The sequence below is a fragment of the Mycobacterium sp. Marseille-P9652 genome, from assembly GCF_902652685.1.
Lineage (GTDB): Bacteria > Actinomycetota > Actinomycetes > Mycobacteriales > Mycobacteriaceae > Mycobacterium.
In genome coordinates, this window is record NZ_CACRUY010000005.1 from 52,456 (window position 1) to 78,182 (window position 25,727).

Annotated in this window: 24 protein-coding genes and 1 tRNA gene; 13 read left to right on the plus strand and 12 right to left on the minus strand. The window is 70.1% G+C overall.

Going from position 1 to position 25,727, the window contains the following annotated elements; all coding sequences use genetic code 11:
• Positions 1–67 precede the first annotated feature (67 nt).
• The 3 genes from GPY60_RS04855 to GPY60_RS04865 are packed head-to-tail and all read left to right on the plus strand — an operon-like array spanning position 68 to position 4,335.
• Positions 68–1,453 carry an ATP-binding protein gene (locus GPY60_RS04855; RefSeq protein WP_156686505.1) on the plus strand — a complete coding sequence of 462 codons (1,386 nt, stop codon included), beginning with the start codon at positions 68–70 and terminating at the stop codon, positions 1,451–1,453.
• Positions 1,446–3,440 carry a VWA domain-containing protein gene (locus GPY60_RS04860; protein ID WP_156686506.1) on the plus strand — a complete coding sequence of 665 codons (1,995 nt, stop codon included), beginning with the start codon at positions 1,446–1,448 and terminating at the stop codon, positions 3,438–3,440. The genes GPY60_RS04855 and GPY60_RS04860 overlap by 8 nt, the downstream gene beginning before the upstream one ends.
• Positions 3,441–3,486: 46 nt before the next feature.
• Positions 3,487–4,335: an aldo/keto reductase gene (locus tag GPY60_RS04865; protein ID WP_156686507.1), complete on the plus strand. Its 849-nt coding sequence runs from the start codon at positions 3,487–3,489 to the stop codon at positions 4,333–4,335.
• A 53-nt stretch (positions 4,336–4,388) separates the two neighbouring features.
• Here GPY60_RS04865 and GPY60_RS04870 read toward each other — a convergent pair whose 3' ends face one another.
• From GPY60_RS04870 to GPY60_RS04900, 7 genes are read right to left on the minus strand one after another with little or no spacing between them, the layout of a single operon-like run.
• On the minus strand, positions 4,389–4,997 hold the full coding sequence (locus tag GPY60_RS04870; protein ID WP_156686508.1) for a DUF1707 SHOCT-like domain-containing protein: 609 nt from the start codon (positions 4,995–4,997) through the stop codon (positions 4,389–4,391).
• A gap of 59 nt (positions 4,998–5,056) precedes the next feature.
• Entirely contained in the window at positions 5,057–5,884 is an 828-nt protein-coding gene (locus tag GPY60_RS04875; RefSeq protein WP_156686509.1) for an enoyl-CoA hydratase family protein, read from the minus strand.
• The gene (locus GPY60_RS04880; protein WP_156686510.1) at positions 5,884–7,050 is read right to left on the minus strand and encodes an acyl-CoA dehydrogenase family protein; all 1,167 of its coding nucleotides are present in this window, start codon (positions 7,048–7,050) and stop codon (positions 5,884–5,886) included. Before GPY60_RS04880 ends, GPY60_RS04875 begins: the two co-directional genes overlap by 1 nt.
• A gap of 11 nt (positions 7,051–7,061) precedes the next feature.
• Positions 7,062–9,038, minus strand: coding sequence for an acetyl/propionyl/methylcrotonyl-CoA carboxylase subunit alpha (locus tag GPY60_RS04885; RefSeq protein WP_156686511.1), 1,977 nt, complete (start codon positions 9,036–9,038; stop codon positions 7,062–7,064).
• A 5-nt stretch (positions 9,039–9,043) separates the two neighbouring features.
• The gene (locus GPY60_RS04890; RefSeq protein ID WP_156686512.1) at positions 9,044–10,639 is read right to left on the minus strand and encodes an acyl-CoA carboxylase subunit beta; all 1,596 of its coding nucleotides are present in this window, start codon (positions 10,637–10,639) and stop codon (positions 9,044–9,046) included.
• Positions 10,636–11,784 carry an acyl-CoA dehydrogenase family protein gene (locus GPY60_RS04895; protein ID WP_156686513.1) on the minus strand — a complete coding sequence of 383 codons (1,149 nt, stop codon included), beginning with the start codon at positions 11,782–11,784 and terminating at the stop codon, positions 10,636–10,638. Before GPY60_RS04895 ends, GPY60_RS04890 begins: the two co-directional genes overlap by 4 nt.
• The gene (locus GPY60_RS04900) at positions 11,781–13,484 is read right to left on the minus strand and encodes an acyclic terpene utilization AtuA family protein (RefSeq protein ID WP_156686514.1); all 1,704 of its coding nucleotides are present in this window, start codon (positions 13,482–13,484) and stop codon (positions 11,781–11,783) included. The genes GPY60_RS04895 and GPY60_RS04900 overlap by 4 nt, the downstream gene beginning before the upstream one ends.
• Positions 13,485–13,762: 278 nt before the next feature.
• Here GPY60_RS04900 and rpmF point away from each other — a divergent pair, with 278 nt between their 5' ends.
• The 5 genes from rpmF to GPY60_RS04925 all read left to right on the plus strand — a co-directional run bounded on the left by rpmF (position 13,763) and on the right by GPY60_RS04925 (position 18,365).
• A complete protein-coding gene (gene rpmF / locus GPY60_RS04905; protein WP_156686580.1) occupies positions 13,763–13,936 on the plus strand; it encodes a 50S ribosomal protein L32 in 174 nt (57 codons plus the stop codon).
• 117 nt (positions 13,937–14,053) lie between these two features.
• The gene (gene mprA, locus GPY60_RS04910; protein ID WP_156686515.1) at positions 14,054–14,740 is read left to right on the plus strand and encodes a two-component system response regulator MprA; all 687 of its coding nucleotides are present in this window, start codon (positions 14,054–14,056) and stop codon (positions 14,738–14,740) included.
• Positions 14,740–16,269 carry a HAMP domain-containing sensor histidine kinase gene (locus GPY60_RS04915; RefSeq protein WP_156686516.1) on the plus strand — a complete coding sequence of 510 codons (1,530 nt, stop codon included), beginning with the start codon at positions 14,740–14,742 and terminating at the stop codon, positions 16,267–16,269. The genes mprA and GPY60_RS04915 overlap by 1 nt, the downstream gene beginning before the upstream one ends.
• An 81-nt stretch (positions 16,270–16,350) precedes the next feature.
• Positions 16,351–17,805 carry a S1C family serine protease gene (locus tag GPY60_RS04920; protein ID WP_156686517.1) on the plus strand — a complete coding sequence of 485 codons (1,455 nt, stop codon included), beginning with the start codon at positions 16,351–16,353 and terminating at the stop codon, positions 17,803–17,805.
• A 59-nt stretch (positions 17,806–17,864) separates the two neighbouring features.
• Complete coding sequence (locus GPY60_RS04925) at positions 17,865–18,365, plus strand: MogA/MoaB family molybdenum cofactor biosynthesis protein (protein ID WP_156686518.1); 501 nt, start codon at positions 17,865–17,867, stop codon at positions 18,363–18,365.
• On the opposite strand, the gene mscL is transcribed toward GPY60_RS04925, so the two are convergent.
• The 4 genes from mscL to GPY60_RS04945 form a co-directional block, all read right to left on the minus strand.
• Positions 18,362–18,835, minus strand: a complete 474-nt coding sequence (gene mscL, locus GPY60_RS04930; protein ID WP_156686519.1) for a large-conductance mechanosensitive channel protein MscL — start codon at positions 18,833–18,835, stop codon at positions 18,362–18,364. The genes GPY60_RS04925 and mscL overlap by 4 nt on opposite strands.
• A gap of 70 nt (positions 18,836–18,905) precedes the next feature.
• A complete protein-coding gene (locus GPY60_RS04935) occupies positions 18,906–19,586 on the minus strand; it encodes an SAF domain-containing protein (protein ID WP_156686520.1) in 681 nt (226 codons plus the stop codon).
• Between the two features lie 66 nt (positions 19,587–19,652).
• On the minus strand, positions 19,653–19,991 hold the full coding sequence (locus GPY60_RS04940) for an FmdB family zinc ribbon protein (protein ID WP_156686521.1): 339 nt from the start codon (positions 19,989–19,991) through the stop codon (positions 19,653–19,655).
• A gap of 89 nt (positions 19,992–20,080) precedes the next feature.
• Positions 20,081–20,671 (minus strand): 5-formyltetrahydrofolate cyclo-ligase, encoded by a 591-nt coding sequence (locus GPY60_RS04945; protein WP_156686522.1) that lies wholly within the window; start codon positions 20,669–20,671, stop codon positions 20,081–20,083.
• 76 nt (positions 20,672–20,747) lie between these two features.
• Between GPY60_RS04945 and GPY60_RS04950 the strand changes: the two genes are divergently transcribed.
• From GPY60_RS04950 to GPY60_RS04970, 5 genes are all read left to right on the plus strand, one after another.
• Positions 20,748–21,656: a UTP--glucose-1-phosphate uridylyltransferase gene (locus GPY60_RS04950; RefSeq protein WP_156686523.1), complete on the plus strand. Its 909-nt coding sequence runs from the start codon at positions 20,748–20,750 to the stop codon at positions 21,654–21,656.
• Between the two features lie 60 nt (positions 21,657–21,716).
• Positions 21,717–23,006: a molybdotransferase-like divisome protein Glp gene (gene glp / locus GPY60_RS04955; RefSeq protein WP_156686524.1), complete on the plus strand. Its 1,290-nt coding sequence runs from the start codon at positions 21,717–21,719 to the stop codon at positions 23,004–23,006.
• A 21-nt stretch (positions 23,007–23,027) separates the two neighbouring features.
• Positions 23,028–23,681, plus strand: coding sequence for a GNAT family N-acetyltransferase (locus GPY60_RS04960; protein WP_197283542.1), 654 nt, complete (start codon positions 23,028–23,030; stop codon positions 23,679–23,681).
• A 150-nt stretch (positions 23,682–23,831) separates the two neighbouring features.
• Complete coding sequence (gene sepX / locus GPY60_RS04965) at positions 23,832–24,860, plus strand: divisome protein SepX/GlpR (protein ID WP_156686525.1); 1,029 nt, start codon at positions 23,832–23,834, stop codon at positions 24,858–24,860.
• A 47-nt stretch (positions 24,861–24,907) separates the two neighbouring features.
• Positions 24,908–24,980, plus strand: a tRNA-Ala gene (locus GPY60_RS04970).
• A 73-nt stretch (positions 24,981–25,053) separates the two neighbouring features.
• On the opposite strand, the gene GPY60_RS04975 is transcribed toward GPY60_RS04970, so the two are convergent.
• A complete protein-coding gene (locus GPY60_RS04975; protein WP_156686526.1) occupies positions 25,054–25,401 on the minus strand; it encodes a WhiB family transcriptional regulator in 348 nt (115 codons plus the stop codon).
• Positions 25,402–25,727 lie beyond the last annotated feature (326 nt).

The following is a 25,727-nucleotide window of genomic DNA, read 5'->3' on the forward strand; positions in this document are numbered from 1 at the left end:
CGGGTGTCAATAAGCGGGCGGTGAACAACGCGCACATGACTCATGCCCTGGCACGCCGTAGCGTGGAGTGGTGACAACTCCGACTCATCTGCCCCGCACCGTCGGCGAACTGCGCGCCGCAGGCCACCGCGAACGGGGAGTCAAGCAGGAAATCCGGGAGAACCTCCTCGCCGCGCTCGCGAAGGGGGACGACGTCTGGCCGGGCATCCTGGGCTTCGAGGACACCGTCTTGCCGCAGGTCGAACGGGCGCTGATCGCCGGTCACGACTTCGTGCTGCTCGGCGAGCGCGGTCAGGGCAAGACACGGCTGCTGCGGGCGCTGGTCGGACTGCTGGACGAGTGGACGCCGGTGATCGCCGGGGCGGAACTGGGCGAACACCCCTACTCGCCGATCACCCCGGAGTCGATCCGCAAGGCCGCCACGCTGGGCGACGACCTTCCGGTGGAGTGGAAGCATCGCAGCGAGCGCTACACCGAAAAGCTGGCCACGCCCGACACCAGCGTCGCCGACCTGGTCGGCGACATCGACCCGATCAAGGTCGCCGAGGGCCGCAGCCTCGGTGACCCGGAAACCATCGCGTACGGGCTGATCCCGCGCGCCCACCGCGGGATCGTCGCGGTCAACGAACTGCCCGACCTCGCCGAGCGCATCCAGGTGTCGATGCTCAACGTGATGGAGGAACGCGACATCCAGGTCCGCGGCTACACGCTGCGGCTCCCGCTCGACGTGCTGGTGGTCGCCAGCGCGAACCCCGAGGACTACACCAACCGCGGCCGCATCATCACGCCGCTGAAGGACCGCTTCGGCGCCGAGATCCGCACCCACTACCCGCTGGAGCTCGAGGCCGAGGTGGGGGTCATCGCGCAGGAGGCGCACCTGAGCGCGCAGGTGCCGGACTACCTGATGCAGGTGATCGCGCGCTTCGCCCGGTATCTGCGCGAGTCGAACTCGGTCGACCAGCGGTCCGGGGTGTCGGCGCGGTTCGCGATCGCGGCGGCCGAGACGGTGGCCGCCTCGGCCCGGCACCGCGGCGCGGTGCTGGGCGAGACGGACCCGGTGGCCCGTGTCGTCGACCTCGGAACCGTCATCGACGTGCTGCGCGGGAAACTCGAATTCGAGTCGGGCGAGGAGGGGCGCGAGCAGGCGGTGCTCGAGCACCTGCTGCGGCGCGCGACCGCCGACACGGCCTCGCGCGTGCTCGGCGGCATCGACGTCGGTTCGCTGGTCTCCGCCGTGGAGCGGGGGTCCGCGGTGACCACCGGCGAGCGGGTGCCGGCCAAGGACGTGCTGGCCGCGGTGGGAGAGTTGCCGGTCGTCGACCGGATCGCGACCAAGCTCAACGCCCAATCGGTGGGTGAGCGCGCCGCGGCGCTGGAACTGGCGCTCGAGGCGCTGTATCTCGCCAAGCGGATCGACAAGGTGTCCGGAGAGGGTCAAACCGTTTATGGCTAAGCCTTTTTCGAAAGGCCACTCCTCGCGATACTCGGCCTACACCGGGGGACCCGACCCGCTGGCCCCGCCGGTGGATCTGCGCGAGGCGCTCGAACAGATCGGCCAGGACGTCATGGCCGGAACGTCACCGCGCCGCGCCCTCTCGGAGTTGCTGCGCCGGGGCACCGAGAACATGCGCGGCGCCGACCGGCTGGCGGCCGAGGCCAACCGTCGCCGCCGGGAGTTGTTGCGCCGCAACAACTTGGACGGCACGTTGCAGGACATCAAGAAACTGCTCGACGAGGCCGTGCTGGCCGAACGCAAGGAACTGGCGCGCGCGCTCGACGACGACGCCCGCTTCGGGGAACTGCAGCTCGACGCGCTGCCCGCATCGCCGGCCAAGGCCGTCCAGGAGCTCTCGGATTACAACTGGCGCAGCGCCGAGGCCCGCGAAAAGTACGAACAGATCAAGGATCTGCTGGGCCGCGAAATGCTCGACCAGCGCTTCGCCGGCATGAAGCAGGCGCTCGAGGGCGCCACCGACGAGGACCGCCAGCACGTCAAGGACATGCTGGACGACCTGAACAACCTGCTGGACAAGCACTCCCGCGGCGAGGACACGCAGCAGGACTTCCAGGAGTTCATGGACAAGCACGGCGAGTTCTTCCCCGAGAACCCCCGCAACGTCGAGGAACTGCTCGACTCGCTGGCCAAGCGCGCTGCCGCCGCCCAGCGCTTCCGCAACAGCCTGAGCCCCGAGCAGCGCGCCGAGCTGGATGCGTTGGCGCAGCAGGCATTCGGCTCTCCTGACCTGATGCAGGCGTTGAACCGCCTCGACGCGCACCTGCAGGCGGCGCGGCCGGGTGAGGACTGGACCGGGTCGGAGGAGTTTTCGGGCGACAACCCGTTCGGGATGGGCGAGGGCACCCAGGCGCTCGCCGACATCGGCGAGCTCGAGCAGCTGGCCGAGCAGCTCTCGCAGAGCTACCCCGGCGCCACCATGGACGATGTCGACCTCGACGCGCTCGCCCGCCAGCTCGGCGACCAGGCCGCCGTCGACGCCCGCACGCTGGCCGAGCTGGAGCGCGCGCTGGTCAACCAGGGCTTCCTGGACCGGGGATCCGACGGCCAGTGGCGGCTGTCCCCGAAGGCAATGCGCCGGCTCGGGGAGACCGCGTTGCGCGATGTGGCGCAACAGCTTTCGAGTCGGCGCGGCGAACGGGAGCTCCGGCGCGCCGGGGCCGCCGGCGAGCTGACCGGTGCCACCCGCCCGTGGCAGTTCGGCGACACCGAGCCGTGGAACATCCCCCGCACCTTGACGAACGCCGTGCTGCGGCAGGCGGGGACGGCCACCCGGGACGGTCGCGTGACGCCGCTGAAGATCACCGTCGAGGACGTCGAGGTCTCCGAGACCGAGACGCGCACGCAGGCGGCGGTAGCGCTGCTGGTGGACACCTCGTTCTCGATGGTGATGGAGAATCGCTGGCTGCCGATGAAGCAGACGGCGCTTGCCCTCAATCACCTGGTCAGCACGCGGTTCCGGTCGGATGCGTTGCAGATCATCGCGTTTGGCCGCTACGCGAGGACGGTGACGGCAGCGGAGCTCACCGGCCTCGAGGGCGTCTACGAGCAGGGCACCAACCTGCATCACGCGCTCGCACTGGCGGGCCGGCATCTCCGGCGGCATACCAACGCCCAACCCGTCGTCCTTGTCGTGACCGACGGCGAACCGACCGCGCACCTCGAGGATTTCGACGGCGACGGCACGTCGGTGTTCTTCGACTACCCGCCGCATCCGCGGACGATCGCCCATACCGTGCGCGGATTCGACGACATGGCCCGGCTCGGTGCGCAGATCACGATTTTCCGCCTGGGCAGCGACCCCGGCCTGGCGCGGTTCATCGACCAGGTGGCCCGCCGCGTCGAGGGACGCGTGGTGGTGCCCGACCTCGACGGCCTGGGGGCGGCCGTGGTGGGCGACTACCTCAGGTCGCGCCGCCGGCGATAGCTTCGTCACAGGGTTGACGGTCTACCGACCGGGTATTCGCAAGCGCATGAGCAACGTCCCGGCAATCGAACTCAACGACGGTCACCGCATCCCCCAGCTCGGCTTCGGCGTTTTCCAGATTCCGCCCGACGAGACCGCCGCGGCGGTCAAGCTCGCACTCGACATCGGCTACCGGCACATCGACACCGCCGAAATGTACGGCAACGAAAAGGAAGTCGGTCAGGGCATCCGCGACTCCGGCCTGGACCGGTCCGAGGTGTTCGTCACCAGCAAGCTGAACAACGGCTTTCACCGCCCCGACGACGCGCGCCGGGCCTTCGACGGCACACTCGAGGCGCTGGGGTCCGACTACGTCGACCTGTTCCTCATCCACTGGCCGCTGCCGACGCTGTACGACGGGGACTTCGTCTCGACGTGGAAGGTGTTCGAGGAGTTCGCCCGAGACGGCCGCGCCCGCAGCATCGGCGTCTCGAACTTCCAGCCCGCACACCTCGATCGGCTGGCCGCCGAAACCGGCATTGTCCCCGCGGTCAACCAGATCGAGGTGCACCCGTACTTCACCAACGACGAGGTCCGCGCCTACGGACGCGACCACGGAATCGCGACCGAGGCGTGGTCGCCGATCGCCCAGGGCAAGGTGCTCGACGACCCGGTGATCACCCGCATCGCCGGGGACCACGGGAAGTCGCCCGCGCAGGTGGTGTTGCGCTGGCACATCCAGCGCGGCGACATCGTGTTCCCCAAGTCGGTGACGCCGGAGCGGATCAAGGCCAACTTCGAGCTGTTCGACTTCGAGCTCGACGGCGACGATATGGCCGCGATCTCTGGGCTCGACCGGGGCGAGTCGGGCAGGACCGGGCCGGACCCCGATACGTTCGACTACGTGCCGGACTGACTGTTTGACCACGGCGACCCGCATCGCCCGGCTTCGCCGCGCTCGCGATCGCCTTACGAAGCGCCGCGGGGCCGGCGGGCTTTGCGCTTGATGCCCACGGCACCCCAGAAGGAGAAGCCGCGGATCTTCACCTTCGGCGCGCCGGGGGTGCCCTGGCCGAGGACGGTGTTGTCGAAGTTGCCCATCACACCGCGGCCCTGGATCTGCACGTTCACCTCGGGCGGCAGCAGGACGTTCTGGACGCCCATGATCGAGATCGCGTGGATGTCGACCTCGGTCGAGGTGAAGTCCGCATACCGCAGGTCCAGCACCCCGCTACCCCACAGCGTGAACGCGGTGAGCTTCTTGGGGACGTTCCACCGGCCGCGCCGCTCGAATCCGCTCAGCACGGCCAGGAGCAACGTCGACGGCGCCGGGTTGGGTTTGCCGCCGCGTCGCGGGCTGATCGGGGCGCCCAGCAGATCCGCCCGCAGCTCGTCGAGTTCCTCGTACGTCGTTGCGGCATACGCCTTAGCGAGCCGGTCCTCGTAGTCCTTGAGCTGGAGGCGCCCCTGCTCGGCCGCGTAGGCCAGCAACTGCGCGAGCTGGATGCGATCGGTGTCGGCCGCGCGCGACGATTCGTCACGCGCTTCCTTCGCACCACGCTGCGCCGAGTTGCTCATCACCCACGAGCGTACGACGTAGAACTTTTGCTGCAAGGGGGTTGGTCAAACTGCAACGTTCAGCCGTCGGCGGCCCACCGCGGTGGGCGCTTCTGGAGAAACGCCATCATGCCCTCGCGCGCCTCGTCGGACACGAACAGCCGGGCCGACTCCTCGGTGAGCCGCTCGGCGTCGCGGTCGAATCCCTCGAGCACCGCGGCGGTCGTCAGCGCTTTCGAGGCCGCGAGGCCCTGCGGTGATCCGCGGCCGACGTCGGCGACGATCTTCCCGACGGCGGCGTCGACGTCGTCGACCGCCATCGTGACCAGTCCGATGTCCGCGGCCGTCGCCGCGTCGAACGTCTCGCCGGTCAGGTAGTAGCGGGCCGCGGCCCGCGGCGACATTTTGGGCAGCAGCGTCAGGGAGATGATCGCCGGGGCGACGCCGATGCGGGCCTCGGTCAAGGCGAACGTGCTGCGCGGACCGGCGACCGCGATGTCGCACGCGCCGACCAAGCCGAAGCCGCCCGCGCGGACGTGGCCGTCGACGGCGGCGACCACCGGCAGCGGCGAGGCGACGATCGCGCGCAACAGGGCGGTCATCTCCCGGGCGCGCGCCTCAGCCATCTCGTAAGCCGATGGTGGCGACCCGCCTCGCCCGGCTTCGCCGCGCTCGCGATCGCCACGTGGGCTGCCGCCGCCGGCCTCACCGAGGTCCGCGCCCGCGCAGAACGTGTTCCCCGTGTGACCTAGCACGACCACCCGCACCTTCGAGTCGGAGGCGGCCTCGCGCAGTCCCCGATGCAATTGATCGACCAGGGCCGTCGACAACGCGTTGCGGTTGTGCGGCGAGTTCAGCGTGAGCCGGGCGACATGCCCGTCGACGGAATACTCGACGACGGTGTCCATCAGTACGACCGGGGCAGGCCCAGCGACGTCTGCGCCACGAAGTTCAGCACCATCTCGCGGCTCACCGGGGCGATGCGCCCGAGCCGCGCCGAGGCGAGCATGGCGGCCACGCCGTACTCCTTGGTCAGGCCGTTGCCGCCCATCGACTGCACGGCCTGGTCCACCGAGCGGGTGGACGCCTCCGCGGCGGCGTACTTGGCCATGTTGGCGGCCTCGGCCGCGCCCGCGTCGTCGCCGCTGTCGTACAGCGTGGCGGCCTTCTGCATCATCAGCTTGGCCAGCTCGACCTCGATGTGGCACTGCGCCAACGGATGTGACAGGCCCTGGTGCGCGCCGATCGGCGTGCCCCAGACCTGCCGGGTCTTGACGTAGTCGGCCGCCTTGTTGAGGGCGAACCGGCCCATGCCGACGGCACTGGCCGCGCCCATGATGCGCTCGGGGTTCAGGCCCGCGAACAGCTGAGCGATGGCGGCGTCCTGTGCGCCGACGAGCGCGTCAGCCGGCAGCCGGACGTCGTCGAGGAACACCTGAAACTGGCGTTCGGGGCTGATGAGCTCCATGTCGATCGCGGTGTAGGTGAAGCCCGGCGCGTCGGTGGGGACGACGAACAGCGCGGGGCGCAGCTTGCCGGTCTTGGCCTCCTCGGTGCGGCCCACGACGAGAACGGCCTGCGCCTGGTCGACACCGGAGATGTAGACCTTCTGCCCCTTGAGGATCCAGTCGCCGCCGTCGCGGCGCGCGGTGGTGGTGATCCTGTGCGAGTTGGAGCCGGCGTCCGGCTCGGTGATGGCGAACGCCATCGTCAGGGTGCCGTCGGCGATCCCGGGCAGCCAGCGCTGCTTCTGCTCGTCGGTGCCGAATTTGGCGATGATCGTGCCGTTGATGGCCGGCGACACCACCATCAGCAGCAGCGCGCTGCCCGCCGCGGCCATCTCCTCCATCACAAGGGACAGCTCGTACATGCCGGCGCCGCCGCCGCCGTACTCCTCGGGCAGGTTCACCCCGAGGAAGCCGAGTTTGCCCGCCTCGGACCACAATTCGGTGGTGTGCTCGTGGGCGCGCGCCTTCTTGAGGTAGTACTCGCTGCCGTAGTTGGACGCCCACTCGGCCACCGCCTTGCGCAGCGCCCGGCGGTCCTCGCTCTCGATGAAGCTGGTCTCAACCATGTTTGATCTCCCTATGTTTCGGGCGCGTCGACCCGTGCCAGGACGGCGCCGACTTCCACTTGCTGGCCGGTCTGGACGTTGAGTTCGGCGAGGACGCCGTCGGACGGCGCGGTGATGGTGTGTTCCATCTTCATCGCCTCCAGCCAGATCAGGGGCTGGCCGGCGGTGACGGTGTCCCCGACCGTGGCGGCGAGCCGGATGACGTTGCCCGGCATGGGCGCGATGAGCGAGCCCTGTTCGACGGCGGAGCCCGGCTCGGGGAACCGGGGCAGCGCGACGAGGTGGACGGGTCCGCGCGGGGAGTCGACGTAGACGTCTGGATCTTTTGAGCCGTACCGGTCGACCTGAAAGCGATAGGACACTCCGTCAGCGCCGGCCAGTACCACCTCGTCGGGCGCGGACGCCAACAGGTGCAGCGGCTCGCCACCGGGCAGTTCCAATCCGGCTCTGGTGAAACGGTATTCGACGCGGTGTTCGGTGTCCGCGTCGTCGCGGTACGCCTTGGTCTGATAGCCGGACGGGAGGTTGCGCCAGCCGCTGGGTGCAGAGCGGAAGACGGTGGCGCTCGCGCGGTTGTGGGCGGCGTCGGCCAGTGCGGCGGCCAGCGCCGAAAGCCGGACGGTGCCGGCGTCGGCGAGCGGCGCGGACAACTCCGCCAGCCCGTGCGTGTCGAAGAACGCGGTGTCGGTGTCGCCGTCGAGAAACGCCTTGTGCCGCAGGACGTTGACGAGCAGCTCGCGGTTGGTGCGCACGCCGTGCACCCGGGCGCGGGCCAGGGCATCGGCGAGCACGAGCGCCGCCTGCCGGCGCGTGGGCGCGTAGGAGATGACCTTGGCCAGCATCGGGTCGTAGTGGATCGACACGGTGAAGCCGTCGACGACCCCCGAGTCCAGCCGGATCCCGGTGCGGTGCCCCAGTGTGGTGAATTGAGTTCGCAGCGAGGGGATCTCGATGCGGTGCACCGGGCCGGCCTGCGGCTGCCAGCCCTGCGCGGGGTCTTCGGCGTAGAGCCGGGCCTCGATCGAATGTCCCCGTGCGGCAGGGGGTTCGGCGTCGAGGCGTTCGCCGTCGGCGACCGCCAGCTGCAACTCGACCAGGTCGAGCCCGGTGGTCTCCTCGGTGACGGGGTGCTCCACCTGCAGCCGGGTGTTCATCTCGAGGAAGTAGAACTCGCCCGCGTCGTCGGCGAGGAACTCGACGGTCCCCGCCCCCGCGTAGCCGATGGCGGCGGCTGCCAGCCGCGCCGCCTCGAACAGCTTGTCCCGCATGCCCGGTATGCGCTCGACCAGGGGGGAGGGGGCCTCCTCGATGATCTTCTGGTGGCGGCGCTGGATGGAGCATTCGCGTTCCCCGACGGCCCACACGGTGCCATGATTGTCGGCGAGGACCTGCACCTCGACGTGATGTCCGGTGGGCAGGTAGCGCTCGCAGAAGACGGTCGGGTCGCCGAACGCGGACTGCGCCTCGCGCCGGGCCGCGGCCACTTCGCTTGCCAGCGCCGACAATTCGCGGACGACCCGCATCCCGCGGCCGCCGCCGCCGGCCGACGCCTTGACCAGCACCGGCAGTTGGGCCTCGGTGACCGAATCCGGGTCGAGCTCGTCGAGCACCGGCACCCCGGCGGCGGCCATCAGCTTCTTGGACTCGATCTTCGAGCCCATCGCGCGCACCGCGTCCACCGGCGGCCCCACCCACACCAGCCCCGCGTCCTGCACGGCGGCGGCGAAGTCGGCGTTCTCCGAGAGGAATCCGTAGCCGGGATGGATGGCGTCGGCGCCGGCCGCCCGGGCCGCGGCGATGAGGGCCTCGGCGTTGAGGTAGTCGTTGGTCTTCGGCAGCCGCACCCGGGCGTCGGCCTCGGCGACGTGGGGGGCGCCGGCGTCCGGGTCGGTGTACACGGCGACGGTGCCCAGGCCCAGCCGGCGGCAGGTGGCGAACACCCGGCGGGCGATCTCGCCCCGGTTGGCGACCAGCACTCGAGTGACCATGCGACTCACATCCGGAAGACGCCGAAGTTCGACGTCCCCTCGATCGGGCCATTGGCGATGGCGGACAGGCACATTCCCAGCACGGTGCGGGTGTCGCGCGGGTCGATCACCCCGTCGTCGTAGAGCATTCCCGACAACACCAGCGGCAGCGACTCGGCCTCGATCTGGCCCTCGACCGCGGCGCGCATCGCCGCGTCCGCCGCCTCGTCGACCTGTTGGCCGCGGGCCTCGGAGGCGGCGCGGGCGACGATCGACAGCACGCCCGCCAATTGCGCACCGCCCATCACCGCCGATTTGGCGCTGGGCCAGGCGAACAGGAACCGGGGATCGTAGGCGCGCCCGCACATCCCATAATGGCCGGCGCCGTAGGACGCGCCGATCAGCAGCGAGATGTGCGGGACGGTGGAGTTGGAGACGGCGTTGATCATCATCGAGCCGTGCTTGATCATGCCGCCCTCCTCGTAGTCCTTACCCACCATGTAACCGGTGGTGTTGTGCAGGAACAACAGTGGCGTGTCGGAGCGGTTGGCCAGCTGGATGAACTGCGTGGCCTTCTGCGACTCCTCGCTGAACAGCACGCCGCGGGCGTTGGCCAGGATGCCGAGCGGGTAGCCGTGCAGCCGGGCCCAGCCGGTCACCAGCGACGAGCCGTACATCGGCTTGAACTCGTCGAATTCCGAGCCGTCGACGATGCGGGCGATCACCTCGCGCGGGTCGAACGGGATGCGCAGATCGGCCGGCACGATGCCGATCAGTTCCTCGGCGTCGAACAGCGGCTCGGTGACCGGGCCGGGGGCGGGTCCCTGTTTGGTCCAGTTCAGGCGCGCCACGATGCGGCGGCCGATACGGATGGCGTCGAGTTCGTCGACGGCGAAGTAGTCGGCCAGACCCGAGATGCGGGCGTGCATTTCGGCGCCGCCCAACGACTCGTCGTCGGACTCCTCGCCGGTGGCCATCTTCACCAGCGGCGGCCCGGCGAGGAACACCTTGGAGCGCTCCTTGATCATCACGACGTGATCGGACATCCCGGGAACGTAGGCGCCGCCCGCGGTGGAGTTGCCGAAGACCAGCGCGACGGTGGGGATTCCGGCGGCCGACAGCCGCGTGAGGTCGCGGAACATCTGGCCGCCGGGGATGAACACCTCTTTCTGGGTGGGCAGGTCGGCACCGCCGGACTCCACCAGCGAGATCACCGGCAACCGGTTCTCGAATGCGATCTTGTTGGCGCGCAATATCTTCCGCAGTGTCCACGGGTTGCTGGTGCCGCCCTTGACCGTGGGGTCGTTGGCCACGACCATGCACTCGACGCCGCAGACCGCGCCGATCCCGGTGACGATGCTGGCGCCGACCTGGAATTGGCTGCCGTAGGCGGCGAGCGGGCACAGCTCGAGGAAGGGGGAGTCGGGGTCGACGAGCAGCTCGATGCGTTCGCGCGCGGTGAGCTTGCCGCGGGCGTGGTGCCGCTCGACGTACTTGGGCCCGCCGCCCGCGAGCGCCTTCGCGAGCTCGCCCTCGATCTCGGTGAGCTTCGCCGCGCACGCCGACGCTGCCTCGTCGTAGGCGGACGCGTTCGCGTCGAGGGTGGAGCGCAGGACGGTCACGACTGATACCCCAGGGTTTTCGCGGCCAGGGAGGTGAGGATCTCGGTGGTTCCGCCCCCGATGCCCAGGATCCGCATGTCCCGGTATTGGCGCTCGACCTCGGACTCGGCCATGTACCCCATCCCCCCGAACAGTTGGACGGCCTGGTTGGCCACCCATTCGCCGGCCTCGACGGCGGTGTTCTTGGCGAAGCACACCTCCGCGATCAGATTGGTCTCGCCTGCGAGCTCGCGCTCGACCACGTGACGGGCGTACACCCGCGCGACGTCGATGCGGCGAGCCATCTCGGCCAGGGTGTTCTGCACCGACTGGCGCGATATCAGGGGGCGCCCGAACGTCTCCCGGTCGCGGCACCACTGCACCGTCAGGTCCAGACAGCGCTGGGCGCTCGAATACGCCTGCGCGGCAAGGCCGATGCGCTCGGAGACGAACGCGCGCGCGATTTGGAGGAATCCGCTGTTCTCCGCGCCGACCAGGTTGGCCGCCGGCACGCGCACGTCGGTGAACGACAGCTCCGCGGTGTCCGAGGAGCGCCACCCCATCTTGTCCAGCTTGCGGCTCACCTCGAAGCCCGGCGTGCCCTTCTCGACGACGAGCAGCGAAACCCCGCCCGCCCCGGGGCCTCCGGTGCGTACCGCGGTGACGACGAAGTCGGCGCGCACGCCGGAGGTGATGTAGGTCTTGGCGCCGTTGACGACGTAGTGGTCGCCGTCCTTGACCGCCGAGGTGCGCAGGTGTCCGACGTCCGAGCCGCCGCCGGGCTCGGTGATGGCGAGCGCGCCGATCTTCTCGCCGGCCAGCGTCGGGCGCACGAACTCGTCGATCAGCCGCGCGTCGCCGGAGGCGATCATGTGGGGCACCGCGATGCCGCAGGTGAACAGCGACGCGAAAACGCCTCCGGGAGCGCCGGACTGGTGCACCTCCTCACAGATGATCACCGAGTCGGCGCCGTCGCCTCCGCCGCCGCCGACCGCCTCGGGGAAGCCCGCGCCGAGCAGCCCCGCCGCCCCGGCGCGCCGGTGCAGGTCGCGCGGCAGCTCACCGGCGTGTTCCCACTCGTCGACGTGGGGCAGGATCTCGCGTTCGGTGAAGGAGCGCACTGTCTTTCGCAGTTGCTCGCGCTCCGGCGTGGTCCACAGGTTCATGACAGCAGGCTCTCCGGAATGTCGAGGTGGCGGCTGCGCAGCCATTCGCCCAGCCCCTTGGCTTGCGGGTCGAAACGCGCCTGGTAGGCGACCCCCTGGCCGAGGATGCCGTCGATGACGAAGTTGACCGCGCGCAGGTTGGGCAAAAGATGACGGGTGACCTCGAGGTCGGCGGCCTCTGGCAGGAGTTCTTTGAGCAGCTCGACGGTCAGCGTGTTGGCCAGCCAGCGCCACTGGTCGTCGGTGCGGACCCAGACCCCGACGTTGGCCGAGCCGCCCTTGTCGCCGCTGCGGGCCCCTGCGATGCGGCCCAGCGGGACGCGCCGCGTCGGCTCGGCGGGTAGCGGTTCCGGCGGTGCCGGGTCCCCGGCCGGCTTCAGCGCCAGAGTGTCCGTGGCGCAGGGGATTTCGACGCGGGTGCCGTCGGCGTGCACCGCGACGTGCGGGACGTCGTGCGCGTCGACGTAGCCGGGGCTGAACACCCCGTATACCTGGCCGTCGCCCGGCGGGGCCGTCACGTGGAAGCCCGGATAGCTCGCGAGCGCCAGTTCGACCGCCGCGGAGGAGAATTGGCGGCCGACGTTCGCGGGGTCGGGGTCGCGGACCACGCAGTGCAGCAGCGCGCTCGCGGCCTCCTCGGTGTCGGCGTCGGCGTGGTCGGTGCGGGCCAGCGACCACTGCAGCTCGGCGGGCTTCACCGTCAAGGCGGATTCCAGCTGCCGGCGCACCAGTTCGGCCTTGGCCTCGATGTCCAATCCCGTCAGCACGAACGTCATGGAGTTGCGGAACCCACCGATGCTGTTGAGCGACACCTTGAGCGTGGGTGGCGGCGGTTCGCCGCGCACGCCGGTGATGCGCACGCGGTCGGTGCCGTCCGAGGCCAATTGGATCGAGTCCATCCGCGCGGTCACGTCGGGGTTGGCGTAGCGCGCGCCGGTGATCTCGTAGAGCAGTTGCGCGGTGACCGTGTCGACGCTGACGAGGCCACCGGTGCCGGGGTGCTTGGTGATCACCGAGGAGCCGTCGGCGTGCACCTCGGCCAGCGGGAAGCCGGCGTGCGTCAGGTCCGGAACCTCGGTGAAGAACGAGTAGTTGCCGCCGGTGGCCTGCACGCCGCATTCGATGACGTGGCCGGCGACCACCGCTCCGGCCAGCGCGTCGTAGTCCGTGGGTACCCAGCCGAAGTGCGCCGCCGCGGCGCCGACGATCACCGAGGCGTCGGTCACCCGGCCGGTGACGACGACGTCGGCGCCGTCGTTCAGGCAGTCGACGATGCCCCACGCCCCCAGGTAGGCGTTCGCGGTCAGCGGGGAGCCCAGGCCGAGGTCGGCCGCGCGGGCCAGCAGGTCGTCGCCCTCGACGTGGGCGACGCGGGCGTCGACGCCGAGGCGTTCGGCCAGCGCGCGGATCGCGTCGGCCAGCCCGGCCGGGTTGAGGCCGCCGGCGTTTGCGACGATGCGCACGCCGCGGTCGCGCGCCTCGCCCAGGCAGTCCTCGAGCTGGTTTAGGAAGGTCTTGGCGTAGCCGCGCTCGGGATGCTTCATCCGGTCGCGGCCAAGGATCAGCATGGTCAGTTCGGCCAGGTAATCGCCGGTGAGGAAGTCGACGTCACCGCCGGTGAGCATCTCGCGCATCGCCGAGAGGCGGTCGCCGTAGAAGCCCGAGCAGTTCGCGATCCGGACGGCGTCGAGTGACGCCATGCGCATCCTCCCTTCAGGGATCACCATGAGCGCAACCAACCAACCGGTAGGTTAGCCGGTGTCGCCGGTGCCGCGTCAAGGTGCCCGGCGTCGCCGCCGAGATTGCCGCCAGGGTCGCGCCAAGCGCCCCGAGCGCGATCCCCAGGGCACTGTCGGCGAAGCGCGGTTTTGGCCGCAACCAGGTCACCGACTATTCTGGAAGGCAATCGTCGCCGTTCGGCCTCACGGCCATGCCGCGCGACACACCGACCCAACCCCCCGAGGAGTTAGGCCCGACCATGGCCGTACCCAAGCGCAGAATGTCGCGCGCGAACACCCGAAGCCGTCGCGCGCAGTGGAAGGCCAAGCCGACCGAGCTCGTCGGCGTCACGGTCGCGGGTCAGAAGCACAAGGTGCCCCGGAGGCTGCTCAAGGCTGCCCGGCTTGGTCTCATCGACCTCGACCGCCGTTAAGCAGACTGCCCGACTTCTCCTCGGGCCGTTCGGCCCGCATCGTCGTCGGGCGGATCTCGGCAAACTTGCGGCGCGCCTCTCAGGCCGCTCTCAGGCGCTAGGACGAAACTAGTGGCCGTGCGCATACTTGTCGTCGATGACGATCGCGCGGTGCGCGAGTCGCTGCGCCGGTCGCTCTCCTTCAACGGCTACTCCGTCGAGTTGGCCCACGACGGCCTCGAGGCCCTCGAGATGATCGCCAGCGACCGGCCCGACGCGCTCGTGCTGGACGTGATGATGCCGCGGCTGGACGGGCTGGAGGTGTGTCGGCAGCTCCGCAGCACCGGCGACGACCTGCCGATCCTCGTGCTGACCGCCCGCGATTCGGTGTCCGAGCGGGTCGCCGGGCTGGACGCCGGCGCCGACGACTACCTGCCGAAGCCGTTCGCCCTCGAGGAACTGCTGGCCCGCATGCGCGCCCTGCTGCGTCGCACCAAGCCCGACGACGACGCCGAATCCGTGGCCATGACGTTCTCCGACCTGACCCTGGATCCGGTCACCCGCGAAGTCACCCGCGGGCAGCGCCGGATCAGCCTCACCCGCACCGAGTTCTCGTTGCTCGAGATGCTGATCGCCAACCCGCGCCGCGTGTTGACCCGCAGCCGCATCCTCGAAGAGGTGTGGGGCTTCGACTTCCCCACGTCGGGCAACGCCCTTGAGGTCTACGTGGGCTACCTGCGCCGCAAGACCGAGGCCGACGGCGAGCCGCGGCTGATCCACACCGTGCGCGGGGTGGGATACGTCCTGCGGGAGACGCCGCCGTAATGATCCGCTTCGACCGGCGCCGGCGCCCCCCGCGGCGGGCCAGCACGTCATTGTCCCTGCGGTGGAGGGTGATGCTGCTGGCGATGTCCATGGTGGCGATGGTCGTCGTGTTGATGTCCTTCGCCGTCTACGCCGTGATCGCCGCCGCGCTCTACAGCGACATCGACAACCAACTGCAGAGCCGGGCGCAACTGCTGATCGCCAGCGGTTCGCTGGCCGCCGATCCCGGAAAGGCCATCGAGGGCACGGCCTATTCGGACGTCAACGCGATGCTCGTGAACCCGGGGCATTCCGTCTACACGGCCCAGCAACCGGGCCAGACGCTGCCGATGGGCGACCCGGAGAAGGCGGTCATCCGCGGCGACCTGTTCATGTCTCGGCGCACGGCGGGCGACCAGCGGATCCTGGCCGTCCACCTGCCCAACGGCTGTTCGTTGCTGATCTCCAAGAGCCTCAGGCCCACCGAGGCGGTGATGACCAGGCTGCGCTGGGTGCTGTTGATCGTCGGCGGGGTCGGCGTCGCGGTGGCCGCCGTGGCGGGCGGCATGGTGACCCGGGCCGGGCTGCGGCCCGTGGCCCGCTTGACCGAGGCCGCCGAGCGGGTGGCCCGCACCGACGACCTGCGCCCCATCCCGGTCTTCGGCAGTGACGAATTGGCAAGGCTCACCGAGGCTTTCAACCTGATGCTGCGCGCTTTGGCCGAATCCCGGGAGCGGCAGGCGCGACTGGTCACCGACGCCGGGCACGAGCTGCGTACCCCGCTGACGTCGCTGCGCACCAACGTCGAACTGCTGATGGCGGCGATGGAGCCCGGCGCGCCGCGGCTGCCCGAGCAGGAGATGGTCGGGCTGCGTGAGGACGTGCTCGCCCAGATCGAGGAATTGTCCACGCTGGTGGGCGATTTGGTGGACCTGACGCGCGACGACGCCGGCCAGGTGGTGCACGAGCCGGTCGACATGTCCGAGGTGATCGACCGCAGCCTGGAGCGAGTCAAGCGGCGGCGCAACGACATTCACTTCGACGTCGAGGCGATCCCCTGGCAGGTCTACGGCGACGCGGCGGGGCTGTCGCGCGCGGTGCTGAACCTGATGGACAACGCCGCGAAGTGGAGTCCGGCCGGCGGCCGCGTCGGCGTCACGATGCGCCAACTCGATTCGTCGCACGCCGAACTGGTGGTGTGCGACCAAGGCCCGGGGATCCCGCTGCACGAGCGGCGCCTGGTGTTCGAGCGGTTCTATCGATCGACCACGGCGCGCGCGATGCCCGGCTCGGGCCTGGGGCTGGCGATCGTCAAGAAGGTGGTGCTCAACCACGGCGGGATGATCCGGATCGAGGACACCGTGCCGGGCGGGCAGCCCCCGGGTACGTCCATCTACGTTCTCCTGCCGGGCCGCCGGATCCCGGCTCCGGCGTACCGGCCCTCCGAGGCGCCGGACGCCATGACCGAGCCGTTCGATTCGGCCCCCGAGAACTCTCGGGAACCAGCGAACGTTGTCTCAGTGGACTCTCAGTCCGCGCAGGCAACGTAGGCCTGCACGTTACTGTTGGATCAGCAAGTCGAGCCCGACGACGAGCCGAATGCCGAAATAGAGGAAGAGCGACGTAGCGACATGACGAATGACCCGAGGTATTCGCCACCGCCGCAGCAGCCGGGATATCCGGCGGCGCCGAGCCAGGCCCCCGGACACGCGACGTCCCCTGGGTATGCCCAGGGGCGCCCGCAGCCCTATGGCCAGCAGTACGACTGGCGCTACCAGTCGTCGCAGCAGGCGCAGGCGGGTCCCTACCGTCAGCCCTACGAGCCGTTCGGTGGCACGGGGCCCGGGCGGATCCCCGGGGGCACCGGCCCCATCCCCGGTGGCACCGGGACGGGCCCGATCACCGGGATGATGCCGCCGCTGGGTCCGCCACCGCACGGGCCGCAAAGGCGTTCGCGCGCAGGGCTTTTGACGGTGGGTGCGCTGGCCATCGCCGTCGTCTCGGCGGGCATCGGCGGCGTTGCCGCCACCGCCGTCGAATTGGGCACGCACACGCAGGGCGGCAAGAACGGCGGGATCATCGCGGGCGCGCCGAGTGTCCCTGCGGCGAACATGCCTCCGGGCAGCGTCGAGCAGGTCGCCTCGAAGGTGGTGCCCAGCGTGGTGATGCTGGAGACCGACCTGGGCCGCCAGTCCGAAGAGGGCTCGGGCATCGTGCTCTCGGCCGACGGCCTGATCCTGACCAACAACCACGTGGTGGCCGCGGCCGCGAAGCCGGGCGGCCCGCCGGGCGGCCCGCCCGGTGCGCCCGCCGGCTCGCCGCCGCCGAAGACGACGGTCACGTTCTCCGACGGCCGCACGGCGCCGTTCACGGTCGTCGGCGCCGACCCCACGAGCGACATCGCGGTGATCCGCGTGCAGGGCGTCTCCGGCCTCACCCCGATATCGCTGGGATCCTCGTCGGACCTGCGGGTGGGCCAGCCGGTGGTCGCCATCGGCTCGCCGTTGGGACTGTCGGGCACGGTGACCACCGGCATCGTCAGCGCGCTCAACCGTCCGGTGTCCACCACCGGTGAGTCGGGTAACCAGAACACCGTGCTGGACGCGATCCAGACCGACGCCGCGATCAACCCCGGTAACTCGGGCGGCGCGTTGGTCAACATGAGCGGTCAGCTGGTGGGGGTCAACTCGGCGATCGCCACCCTGGGCGCCGACTCGCCGGACGCGCAGAGCGGCTCGATCGGGCTGGGCTTCGCCATTCCGGTCGACCAGGCCAAGCGCATCGCCGACGAGTTGATCAGCACGGGCAAGGCGACGCACGCCTCGCTGGGCGTGCAGGTGACCAACGACAAGGGCACCCCCGGCGCCAAGGTGGTCGACGTCGTGCCGAACGGCGCGGCCGCGGCCGCCGGCGTGCCCAAGGGCGTCGTGGTCACTAAGTGTGACGATCGCCCGATCAGCAGCGCCGACGCGCTGGTCGCGGCCGTGCGTTCGAAATCGCCCGGCGACAAGGTGACGCTGACCTTCCAGGATCCCGCTGGTGGCAGCCGCACCCTTCCGGTCACCCTGGGGAAGGCGGATCAGTAGTGAGGGTCGACGAGCCACTGAACGAATCGTTGTCGGAGCTGGGATATAGCGTGGCTCCCATGGAAGCGGGTGCGGAGCTGGTAGTCGGCCGCGCGCTGGTCGTGGTGGTCGACGACCGCACGGCCCACGGGGACGAAGAGGACCACAGCGGTCCGCTGGTCACCGAGCTGCTCACCGAGGCGGGCTTCGTCGTCGACGGGGTGGTGGCGGTCGCGGCGGACGAGGTCGAGATCCGCAATGCGCTGAATACGGCGGTGATCGGCGGGGTGGACCTGGTGGTGTCGGTGGGCGGCACGGGCGTCACCCCGCGCGACGTCACGCCCGAGGCCACGCGCGAGATCCTGGACCGCGAGATCCTCGGCATCGCCGAGGCCATCCGGGCGTCGGGACTGGCCGCGGGCATCATCGACGCCGGCCTGTCGCGCGGCCTGGCCGGCGTGTCCGGAAGCACGTTGGTGGTCAACCTCGCCGGTTCCCGTTACGCGGTTCGCGACGGGATGGCGACGCTGAACCCGCTGGCCGCGCAGATCATCGGCCAGCTGTCCAGCCTGGAGATCTAGCCCGCGCCGCCTTTCAGGCCTTCGGCGTCCGCGCGGGGTCCGTGTTCCGGAGGCGGCGTGGTGACCGCCGTGCCGTGCCGGCCGGAGGAGTCTCCATTGCTCTGCGCCAGCAGGTCGCGAATCTCGGTCAGCAGCACCACCTGGGCGTCGTCGGCCTGCTCGACTTCACCGCGTTTGCGCAGCGTGTTGTAGGGCAGCACGACGAAGAAGTACACGACGAACGCGATCAGGATGAAGTTGATCGCGGCCGACAGCAGGATGTTCAGGTCGATGGTCTGACCGCCGCCGATGCTGATCTTCAGGATGCCGACGTCCGACTGTTGCTTGACGCCGACCCGGTTGATCAACGGCTGGATGATGCTGTCGGTGAACTTGGTGACCAAGGCGGTGAAGGCCGTACCGATGACCACCGCGACCGCCAGGTCGACGATGTTGCCCCGGGCCAGAAACTCCTTGAATCCTTTGAGCACTCTCCGAATGTCCTTCCTGGATTGGACAGAAGTTTGCTGCGGATCCCGGGACGAGATAGCGGTCAGGCGATCAGTGCAGGGTGAGGGTGACCTCCTGACCCAGCGCCGCGCCCGCCACCGTGTTCGCCACGCGAGCCGGCAGCGCAACCAACACTACGCGGTCGCCGTCGGCGGCCTGGGCTTTTGGCCTGGCCGACACGAGGACGACGACGGCGTCGGTGGCCACGACCCGCGGCGCGGGCGGGGTCGTCCCCGGCGTGTCGGAGGCTGGCGCGGCGAGCACGTCGACGACGTCACCGACGCGGAGCAGCTCGACGAGCGCGCCGTCGGCCAGGTGTAGCGGAACGATGCGCGCGCCCGGGCCCGCCTTGGATCCGATCGCGGCATCGGCCAGCCGGCTGCCCAGCAACCGCACGTCGGTCAGCACCTCGCCGCGCCTGGCCGGCCCCGCCACCGTCGAGCCGACCACCGCGCCGACGTCGGCCCGCGCGCCGTCGGGAATCGTTGTGGCTGAACGGGTTTCGAGCTTGACATCCTCGGCGGTCAACGCGGTGCCGGGTCGCAGGTCGCGCGCGGCGACCACCACCTGCGCGTGATCGGCGGACGGGTTGGAACGTAGCGCCGCCACGCCGGCCAGGACGACGAGGCCGCCCGCGGCGAGTCGTCGGGCCAGGACGGTCCGGGTCCAGTCGGGCCGCAGCGACGTCGTCAACCGGCGCACCAGTGTGGGGTTCAGTGACGGTTCGCGCACTCGGCCACGGTAGGCCGGGCGGCGCGCAGAACACGCCGGTCGCGGACCGGCGCTGTGGATAACGCGTTACGTGGTGGCGGCGGCGGTGGACGGCGTGGACGTGCTGCTCGACTTGTCGGACGATGCCGGCTTGTCCGACGCTGCCGACTTCTCGGCCGAACCGGACTTCTCGCTTGACCCGGAGGTGGATTCGCTCTTGGAGGAGCCGTTGGTGCCGGTCTTGGCGGACTCACGACTGTCCGTGCGGTAGAAGCCGCTGCCCTTGAACACCACACCGACCGAGTTGAAGAGCTTGCGCAGCCTGCCGGAGCACTGTTCGCAGGTGGTCAGCGCGTCATCGGTGAAGGACTGCACGATGTCGAAGCGGTTGCCGCACTCGGTGCACTGGTAGCTGTAAGTCGGCACAAAAACCTCCGGAAGATCTGAAACCTGGTTAGCACTCTAACGTCTCAAGTGCTAGAACCGCCACGTGACCTGTCGCATTCCCCGGCGCGTCACCCGCGAAACAGGGCAACCAGGCCGCCGCCCGGGGTGAGCGCGTGCGTCATCCGCACGTCGTGGGGTTCGCCCGGCAACTCGTCGAGCACCTCGTCGTCGCGCACGACCGCGATGAGCCGCGCCTGGGGATCCCTCGCGCCCAGTGACCGGTCGTAGAAGCCGCTGCCGCGCCCGAGCCGCACGCCGGACCGGTCGACCGCCAGGGTCGGGACGAGCACCATGGCCGCCTGCCCGACGGCCGATGGGGGCAGGTGCGGTTCGGGCGGCTCCAGCAGCCCCCAGCGCCCGCGTTCGAGCGCGCCACGCCGGTACTCGCCCCACCGCAGCGGCAACGGCGTGTTCGCCGGGTCGGTGCGGGCGACGGGCAGCAGCACCCGCACCGACCGGCGCAGCAACATGTCGAGCATGTCTACCGATCCGGGCTCGGTGCCCACCGGCACGTAGGCGCAGACGGTGTCACCCCCGGTCACGGTCTCCTGCAGCGCGCCGGTGAGCCGTCGGGCCTCTTCGGCGCGGACGGCGTCGGCAACTCCGCGCCGGGCCGACAGCAGCCGTTCGCGGAGTTCCGCCTTGGTGATGGTCGGCATGGTGTCAACGATGACAGGCGCGGCTTTGGCGCCGCCACATCGAGTTCGTGAGCCGTTGGCGGTTATCGTGTTATCGATGCGCCCAAATGTGGGGATTCCGCGGACGGCGATCGTCCCCGCCGCCGGACTTGGTACGCGCTTTCTGCCCGCGACCAAGACGGTGCCCAAGGAGTTGTTGCCGGTCGTCGACACTCCCGGCATCGAGCTGGTCGCCGCCGAGGCGGCCGAGGCCGGCGCGGAGCGGCTGGTGATCGTCACCTCCGAGGGCAAGGACGGCGTGGTCGCGCATTTCGTCGAGGACCTGGTGCTGGAGGGCACGCTCGAGGCGCGCGGCAAGAAGGCGATGCTCGCGAAGGTGCGCCGGGCGCCGCAGCTGATCAAGGTGGAGTCCGTCGTGCAGTTCGAGCCCCTGGGGCTCGGGCACGCGATCGGCTGCGTGGAGCCGACGCTGTCGGCCGACGAGGACGCCGTGGCGGTGCTGTTGCCCGACGACCTGGTGCTGCCCACGGGTGTGCTCGAGACGATGTCGAAGGTGCGCGCCGACTACGGGGGCTCGGTGCTGTGCGCGATCGAGGTTCCGCGCGAGGAGATCAGCGCCTACGGAGTCTTCGATGTCGAGGCGGTGCCCGGTGACGACAACCCGGACGTCCTCAAGGTCAGGGGCATGGTCGAGAAGCCCAAGGCCGAGGACGCGCCGTCGCTGTACGCCGCCGCGGGCCGGTACATCCTCGACCGCGCCGTCTTCGGCGCGCTGCGCCGGATCGAGCGCGGGGCCGGCGGCGAGGTACAGCTGACCGACGCGATCGCCCTGCTCATCTCGGAGGGCCACCCGGTGCATGTCGTCGTGCATCGCGGGTCCCGACACGACCTGGGAAATCCCGGCGGCTATCTCAAGGCTGCGGTTGACTTTGCGTTGGACCGTGACGATTACGGCCCCGAATTGCGGCGGTGGTTGGTGGCGCGACTGGGCCTGGCCGAGCGCTAGCCGACGGTACGCGGCCCGGGTACGCCCGTCAGGGCTTATGGAGGGCAGAGAGGCTCGCTTGTGCGTTCTGTGGAGGAGCAACAGGCCCGGATAACGGCCGCCGCGGTCGCCCCGCGGCCGATCCGCGTTGCGATCGCCGAGGCGCAGGGCCTGCTGTGCGCCGAGGAAGTGGTGACCGAGCGGCCGATGCCCGGGTTCGACCAGGCCGCGATCGACGGCTATGCGGTCCGCAGCGTGGATGTGCTCGGTGTCGGCGAGGTCGGGGTCGACGGGCTGCCGGCGCCAGTCGACGACTCGGGCTCCGGTGAGGACGCGCGCGACGGCCTGGTCCTGCCGGTGATGGGGACCATCGAGGCGGGCGCGCGGACACCGAGTCGGCTGCAGCCGCGCCAGGCCGTCCGGGTGCAGACCGGCGCGCCGCTGCCCACGCTCGCCGACGCCGTCCTGCCCCTGCGGTGGACCGACGGCGGGACGAAGCAGGTGCGGATCTATCGCGGGGCCCCGTCGGGGGCCTATGTGCGCCGCACCGGGGACGACGTGCAGCCCGGGGACGTCGCGGTGCGCGCCGGCACGGTCGTCGGCGCCGCGCAGGTGGGGCTGCTGGCGGCGGTCGGGCGCGAGCGCGTCCTCGTGCATCCCCGCCCGCGGGTGTCGGTGATGGCGGTCGGCGGCGAGCTCGTCGACATCTCGCGCACCCCCGGCAACGGGCAGGTCTACGACGTCAACTCCTACGCCCTGGCCGCCGCGGCCCGCGATGCCGGCGCGGAGGTGAACCGCATTGGCATCGTCAGCAAGGACCCCAAGGAGCTGCGCGAGATCGTCGAGGGGCAGATCAGCCGCGCCGAGGTGGTCGTGATCGCCGGCGGCGTCGGGGGCGCGGCGGCCGAGGCGGTGCGGTCGGTGCTTTCCGACCTCGGCGACATGGAAGTCGTCCGCGTCGCCATGCATCCCGGCTCCGTCCAGGGGTTCGGGCAGCTGGGCCGCGACGGCGTGCCGACGTTTCTGCTGCCGGCCAACCCCGTCAGCGCCCTGGTGGTGTTCGAGGTCATGGTCCGGCCGCTGATCCGGCTCTCGCTGGGCAAGCGCCAGCCCATGCGCCGGGTCATTCAGGCGCGCACCCTGTCGCCGATCACGTCGGTCGCCGGGCGCAAGGGCTACCTGCGCGGTCAGCTGATGCGCGACCAGGAGACCGGCGAGTATCTGGTGCAGGCGCTGGGGGGAGCCCCCGGCGCGTCGCACCTGCTGGCGACGCTGGCCGAGGCCAACTGTCTGGTGGTGGTTCCCACCGGCGCCGAGCAGATCCGCACCGGGGAGATCGTCGACGTCGCATTCCTGGCCCAGCGCGGCTGAGGGGGACCGTTGTCCACGCTGGTGAACCTGTTGCGTTCCAATTCCCGTCATCCCGGCTGGCCGCAGAACGTGGGATCGTTGCGCGTCCCGGCGGGCGTGGTGCGGCTGCGCGCGGTCCGCATGCGGGACGGGGCGCAGTGGAGCCGGATCCGGCTGGCCGACCGCGCGCACCTGGAGCCGTGGGAACCGAGCGCCGAGGGTGACTGGACCATCCGGCACAGCGTGGCCGCGTGGCCGGCGCTGTGCTCGGGACTGCGATCCGAGGCGCGTCAGGGGCGCATGCTGCCGTACGTCATCGAGCTCAACGGGCAGTTCTGTGGCCAGCTGACCGTCGGCAACGTCACCCACGGCGCGCTGCGGTCGGCGTGGATCGGCTACTGGGTGCCGAAGTCGGCGACCGGGGCTGGCGTGGCGACCGCCGCGCTCGCGCTCGGTCTCGACCACTGCTTCGGACCGGTCATGCTGCACCGCGTCGAGGCCACCGTGCGCCCGGAGAACGCCGCCAGCCGGGCCGTGCTGGCAAAGGTGGGCTTTCGGCAGGAGGGGCTGCTGCTGCGCTATCTCGAAGTCGACAAGGCCTGGAGGGACCACCTGCTGATGGCGATCACGGCCGAGGAAGTGCAGGGGTCGGTGGCGTCGTCGCTGGTCCGGGCCGGGCACGCGCGCTGGGCGTAGTCGTCCGGGCTGTGGTTGCCGCGACACGAGTGACGAGTGGTGCTTGTGAGAGGCAAATTACAGGTGTGTAATTGTGCTGGTCACACGACCCGGCCGCCCCTGCCACCAATCGGCCTCGCGGGGAGCCGGGACCAGTAAGGAGCAGGTCACATGCCCAGCATCCCGCAATCGCTGTTGTGGATATCGCTCGTGGTGCTCTGGCTGTTCGTCTTGGTTCCCATGCTCATCAGCAAACGGGACGCGGTGCGGCGCACCAGCGACGTGGCGTTGGCGACGCGGGTTCTCAACGGCGGGGCCGGGTCTCGGCTGATCAAGCGCAGCGGTCCGGCGGCCGGGCACCGCAGCGACCCGAACTGGAAGCCGGAGGACGAGCCGGTCGACGACGAGTTGGCCGACGCCGAAACTCAGGACCTGCGGGCCGCGGCCGCTGCCGACGCCGCCACGGACTCCGACGAACGGGCGCCGGTCGCGATGAAGATGGCGGCGCCCGAGAATTCGGAGCCCGACTACCTCGACGTCGACGTGATCGAAGACTCGGCGGCCCTGCCTGCGGCGGCCAGCGAGGCGGACTCCGCGTTGGTGGCGGTGGACGAGGAGGACTCTGGTCGCGACGAAAACGATTCGGCCGCAGACGAATACGAGTACGTCGACGACTCGTCCGGCCTGGAGCCCGAGGCGGACGCCGACGAGCACGCGGAGGAGGACGACGGCGCCTGGGCAAACGTGCCCCACCGCTCGCGGCGGCGCCGCTTCGACCCCAAGAAGGCCGCCGCGATCGACGCCCGCAAGTACGCGTTCCGCAAGCGCGTGCTGATGGTGATGGCCGTCGTGCTCGTCGGCTCGGCGACGGCGGCGTTCGAGGTCTCACCGACCGCGTGGTGGCTCTGCGGCACCGCCACCGCGGTGACCGTCCTGTACCTGGCCTACCTGCGCCGGCAGACGCGCATCGAGGAACGGATACGTCGTCGCCGGATGCAGCGGATGGCCCGCGCGCGGCTCGGTGTGGAGAACGCCTACGACCGCGACTACGACGTGGTGCCGTCGCGGCTGCGGCGCCCGGGCGCCGTGGTGCTGGAGATCGACGACGAGGACCCGATCTTCGAGCACCTGGACGACGTGGCGGCGATGCGGGCCTACGGCGGCTGGCCGCGGGACTTGCCACGGGCCGTCGGGCAGTAGTCACGTTTCGGCGGTTGGGCCCGCGGCTGGTAGCCTGCTAGCGATCAGGGGCTATGGCGCAGTTGGTAGCGCGACTCGTTCGCATCGAGTAGGTCAGGGGTTCGAATCCCCTTAGCTCCACAGGAATGGCGCCCTCGCCGCCTGCCCTGACTCATGCTCCTGCGGGCGTCGAGTCGGCCTCAGGGGAATGCTGCTATCCGACGGATCGGGCGTTGCGTCTCTTCAGGTAATCCGCCCACGACACAACCCCGGGGTTCTGTTTGAGCAGAGCCCTGCGCTGGCGCTCAGTCATGCCACCCCAGACACCGAACTCGACTTTGCTGTCGAGCGCGTCGGCCAAACATTCCCGTATCACCGGGCACTGCCTGCACAGGACGGCAGCCTCGCGTTGTTTGGGCCCGCGCACGAACATTTCGTCGGGATCGGTTCGGCGACATAGCGCTTCGGAGGTCCAAGCGCGCTGCTCCGCGGTCAATGGGCGCGCAGTGCTGTTTGCGGGCACCAGACTTACAGGCCGAACGGCCCGTTTAGTTCCTGACAACGAGCTAATCCTTTGTCACAGGCGGCCGCAAACTCGTGCGACCGCTTCCCCTGCCACTGGGATGTGCGCCACATCGGCCCGTACGTGTGACGTGAATCCCCCCGATGACCAAGTTAGCGATCGGGTATCGATTCCGCAACTTTCTGGCACAGCCGTACCTTTAAGTGGTCGCCGTCCAGCGCGGCCTATGGCCTGCACGCAGGGATCATCCTGCCGTTGCCCGACGGTCGCCCGGTCGCTCCGGGGCGTTGCCCGCGGTCACCGCGCCGTGCGCGTCGGTCCCAGAGGGATTGGGGGGCAGAAGGACGGCGGCACCGCAGCGCGGG

What these genes read in the sequence shown, in the direction of transcription:
- GPY60_RS04860 (WP_156686506.1), top strand. Translation starts at nt 1,446, where the DNA reads ATGGCTAAGCCTTTTTCGAAAGGCCACTCCTCGCGATACTCGGCCTAC.
- GPY60_RS04885 (WP_156686511.1), bottom strand. Translation starts at nt 9,038, where the DNA reads ATGGTCACTCGAGTGCTGGTCGCCAACCGGGGCGAGATCGCCCGCCGG.
- sepX (WP_156686525.1), top strand. Translation starts at nt 23,832, where the DNA reads ATGCCCAGCATCCCGCAATCGCTGTTGTGGATATCGCTCGTGGTGCTC.
- GPY60_RS04870 (WP_156686508.1), bottom strand. Translation starts at nt 4,997, where the DNA reads ATGAGCAACTCGGCGCAGCGTGGTGCGAAGGAAGCGCGTGACGAATCG.
- GPY60_RS04925 (WP_156686518.1), top strand. Translation starts at nt 17,865, where the DNA reads ATGGAAGCGGGTGCGGAGCTGGTAGTCGGCCGCGCGCTGGTCGTGGTG.
- GPY60_RS04880 (WP_156686510.1), bottom strand. Translation starts at nt 7,050, where the DNA reads ATGGTTGAGACCAGCTTCATCGAGAGCGAGGACCGCCGGGCGCTGCGC.
- GPY60_RS04915 (WP_156686516.1), top strand. Translation starts at nt 14,740, where the DNA reads ATGATCCGCTTCGACCGGCGCCGGCGCCCCCCGCGGCGGGCCAGCACG.
- GPY60_RS04900 (WP_156686514.1), bottom strand. Translation starts at nt 13,484, where the DNA reads ATGGCGTCACTCGACGCCGTCCGGATCGCGAACTGCTCGGGCTTCTAC.
- GPY60_RS04875 (WP_156686509.1), bottom strand. Translation starts at nt 5,884, where the DNA reads ATGGACACCGTCGTCGAGTATTCCGTCGACGGGCATGTCGCCCGGCTC.
- GPY60_RS04945 (WP_156686522.1), bottom strand. Translation starts at nt 20,671, where the DNA reads ATGCCGACCATCACCAAGGCGGAACTCCGCGAACGGCTGCTGTCGGCC.
- GPY60_RS04895 (WP_156686513.1), bottom strand. Translation starts at nt 11,784, where the DNA reads ATGAACCTGTGGACCACGCCGGAGCGCGAGCAACTGCGAAAGACAGTG.
- GPY60_RS04950 (WP_156686523.1), top strand. Translation starts at nt 20,748, where the DNA reads ATGCGCCCAAATGTGGGGATTCCGCGGACGGCGATCGTCCCCGCCGCC.
- rpmF (WP_156686580.1), top strand. Translation starts at nt 13,763, where the DNA reads ATGGCCGTACCCAAGCGCAGAATGTCGCGCGCGAACACCCGAAGCCGT.
- GPY60_RS04865 (WP_156686507.1), top strand. Translation starts at nt 3,487, where the DNA reads ATGAGCAACGTCCCGGCAATCGAACTCAACGACGGTCACCGCATCCCC.
- GPY60_RS04920 (WP_156686517.1), top strand. Translation starts at nt 16,351, where the DNA reads ATGACGAATGACCCGAGGTATTCGCCACCGCCGCAGCAGCCGGGATAT.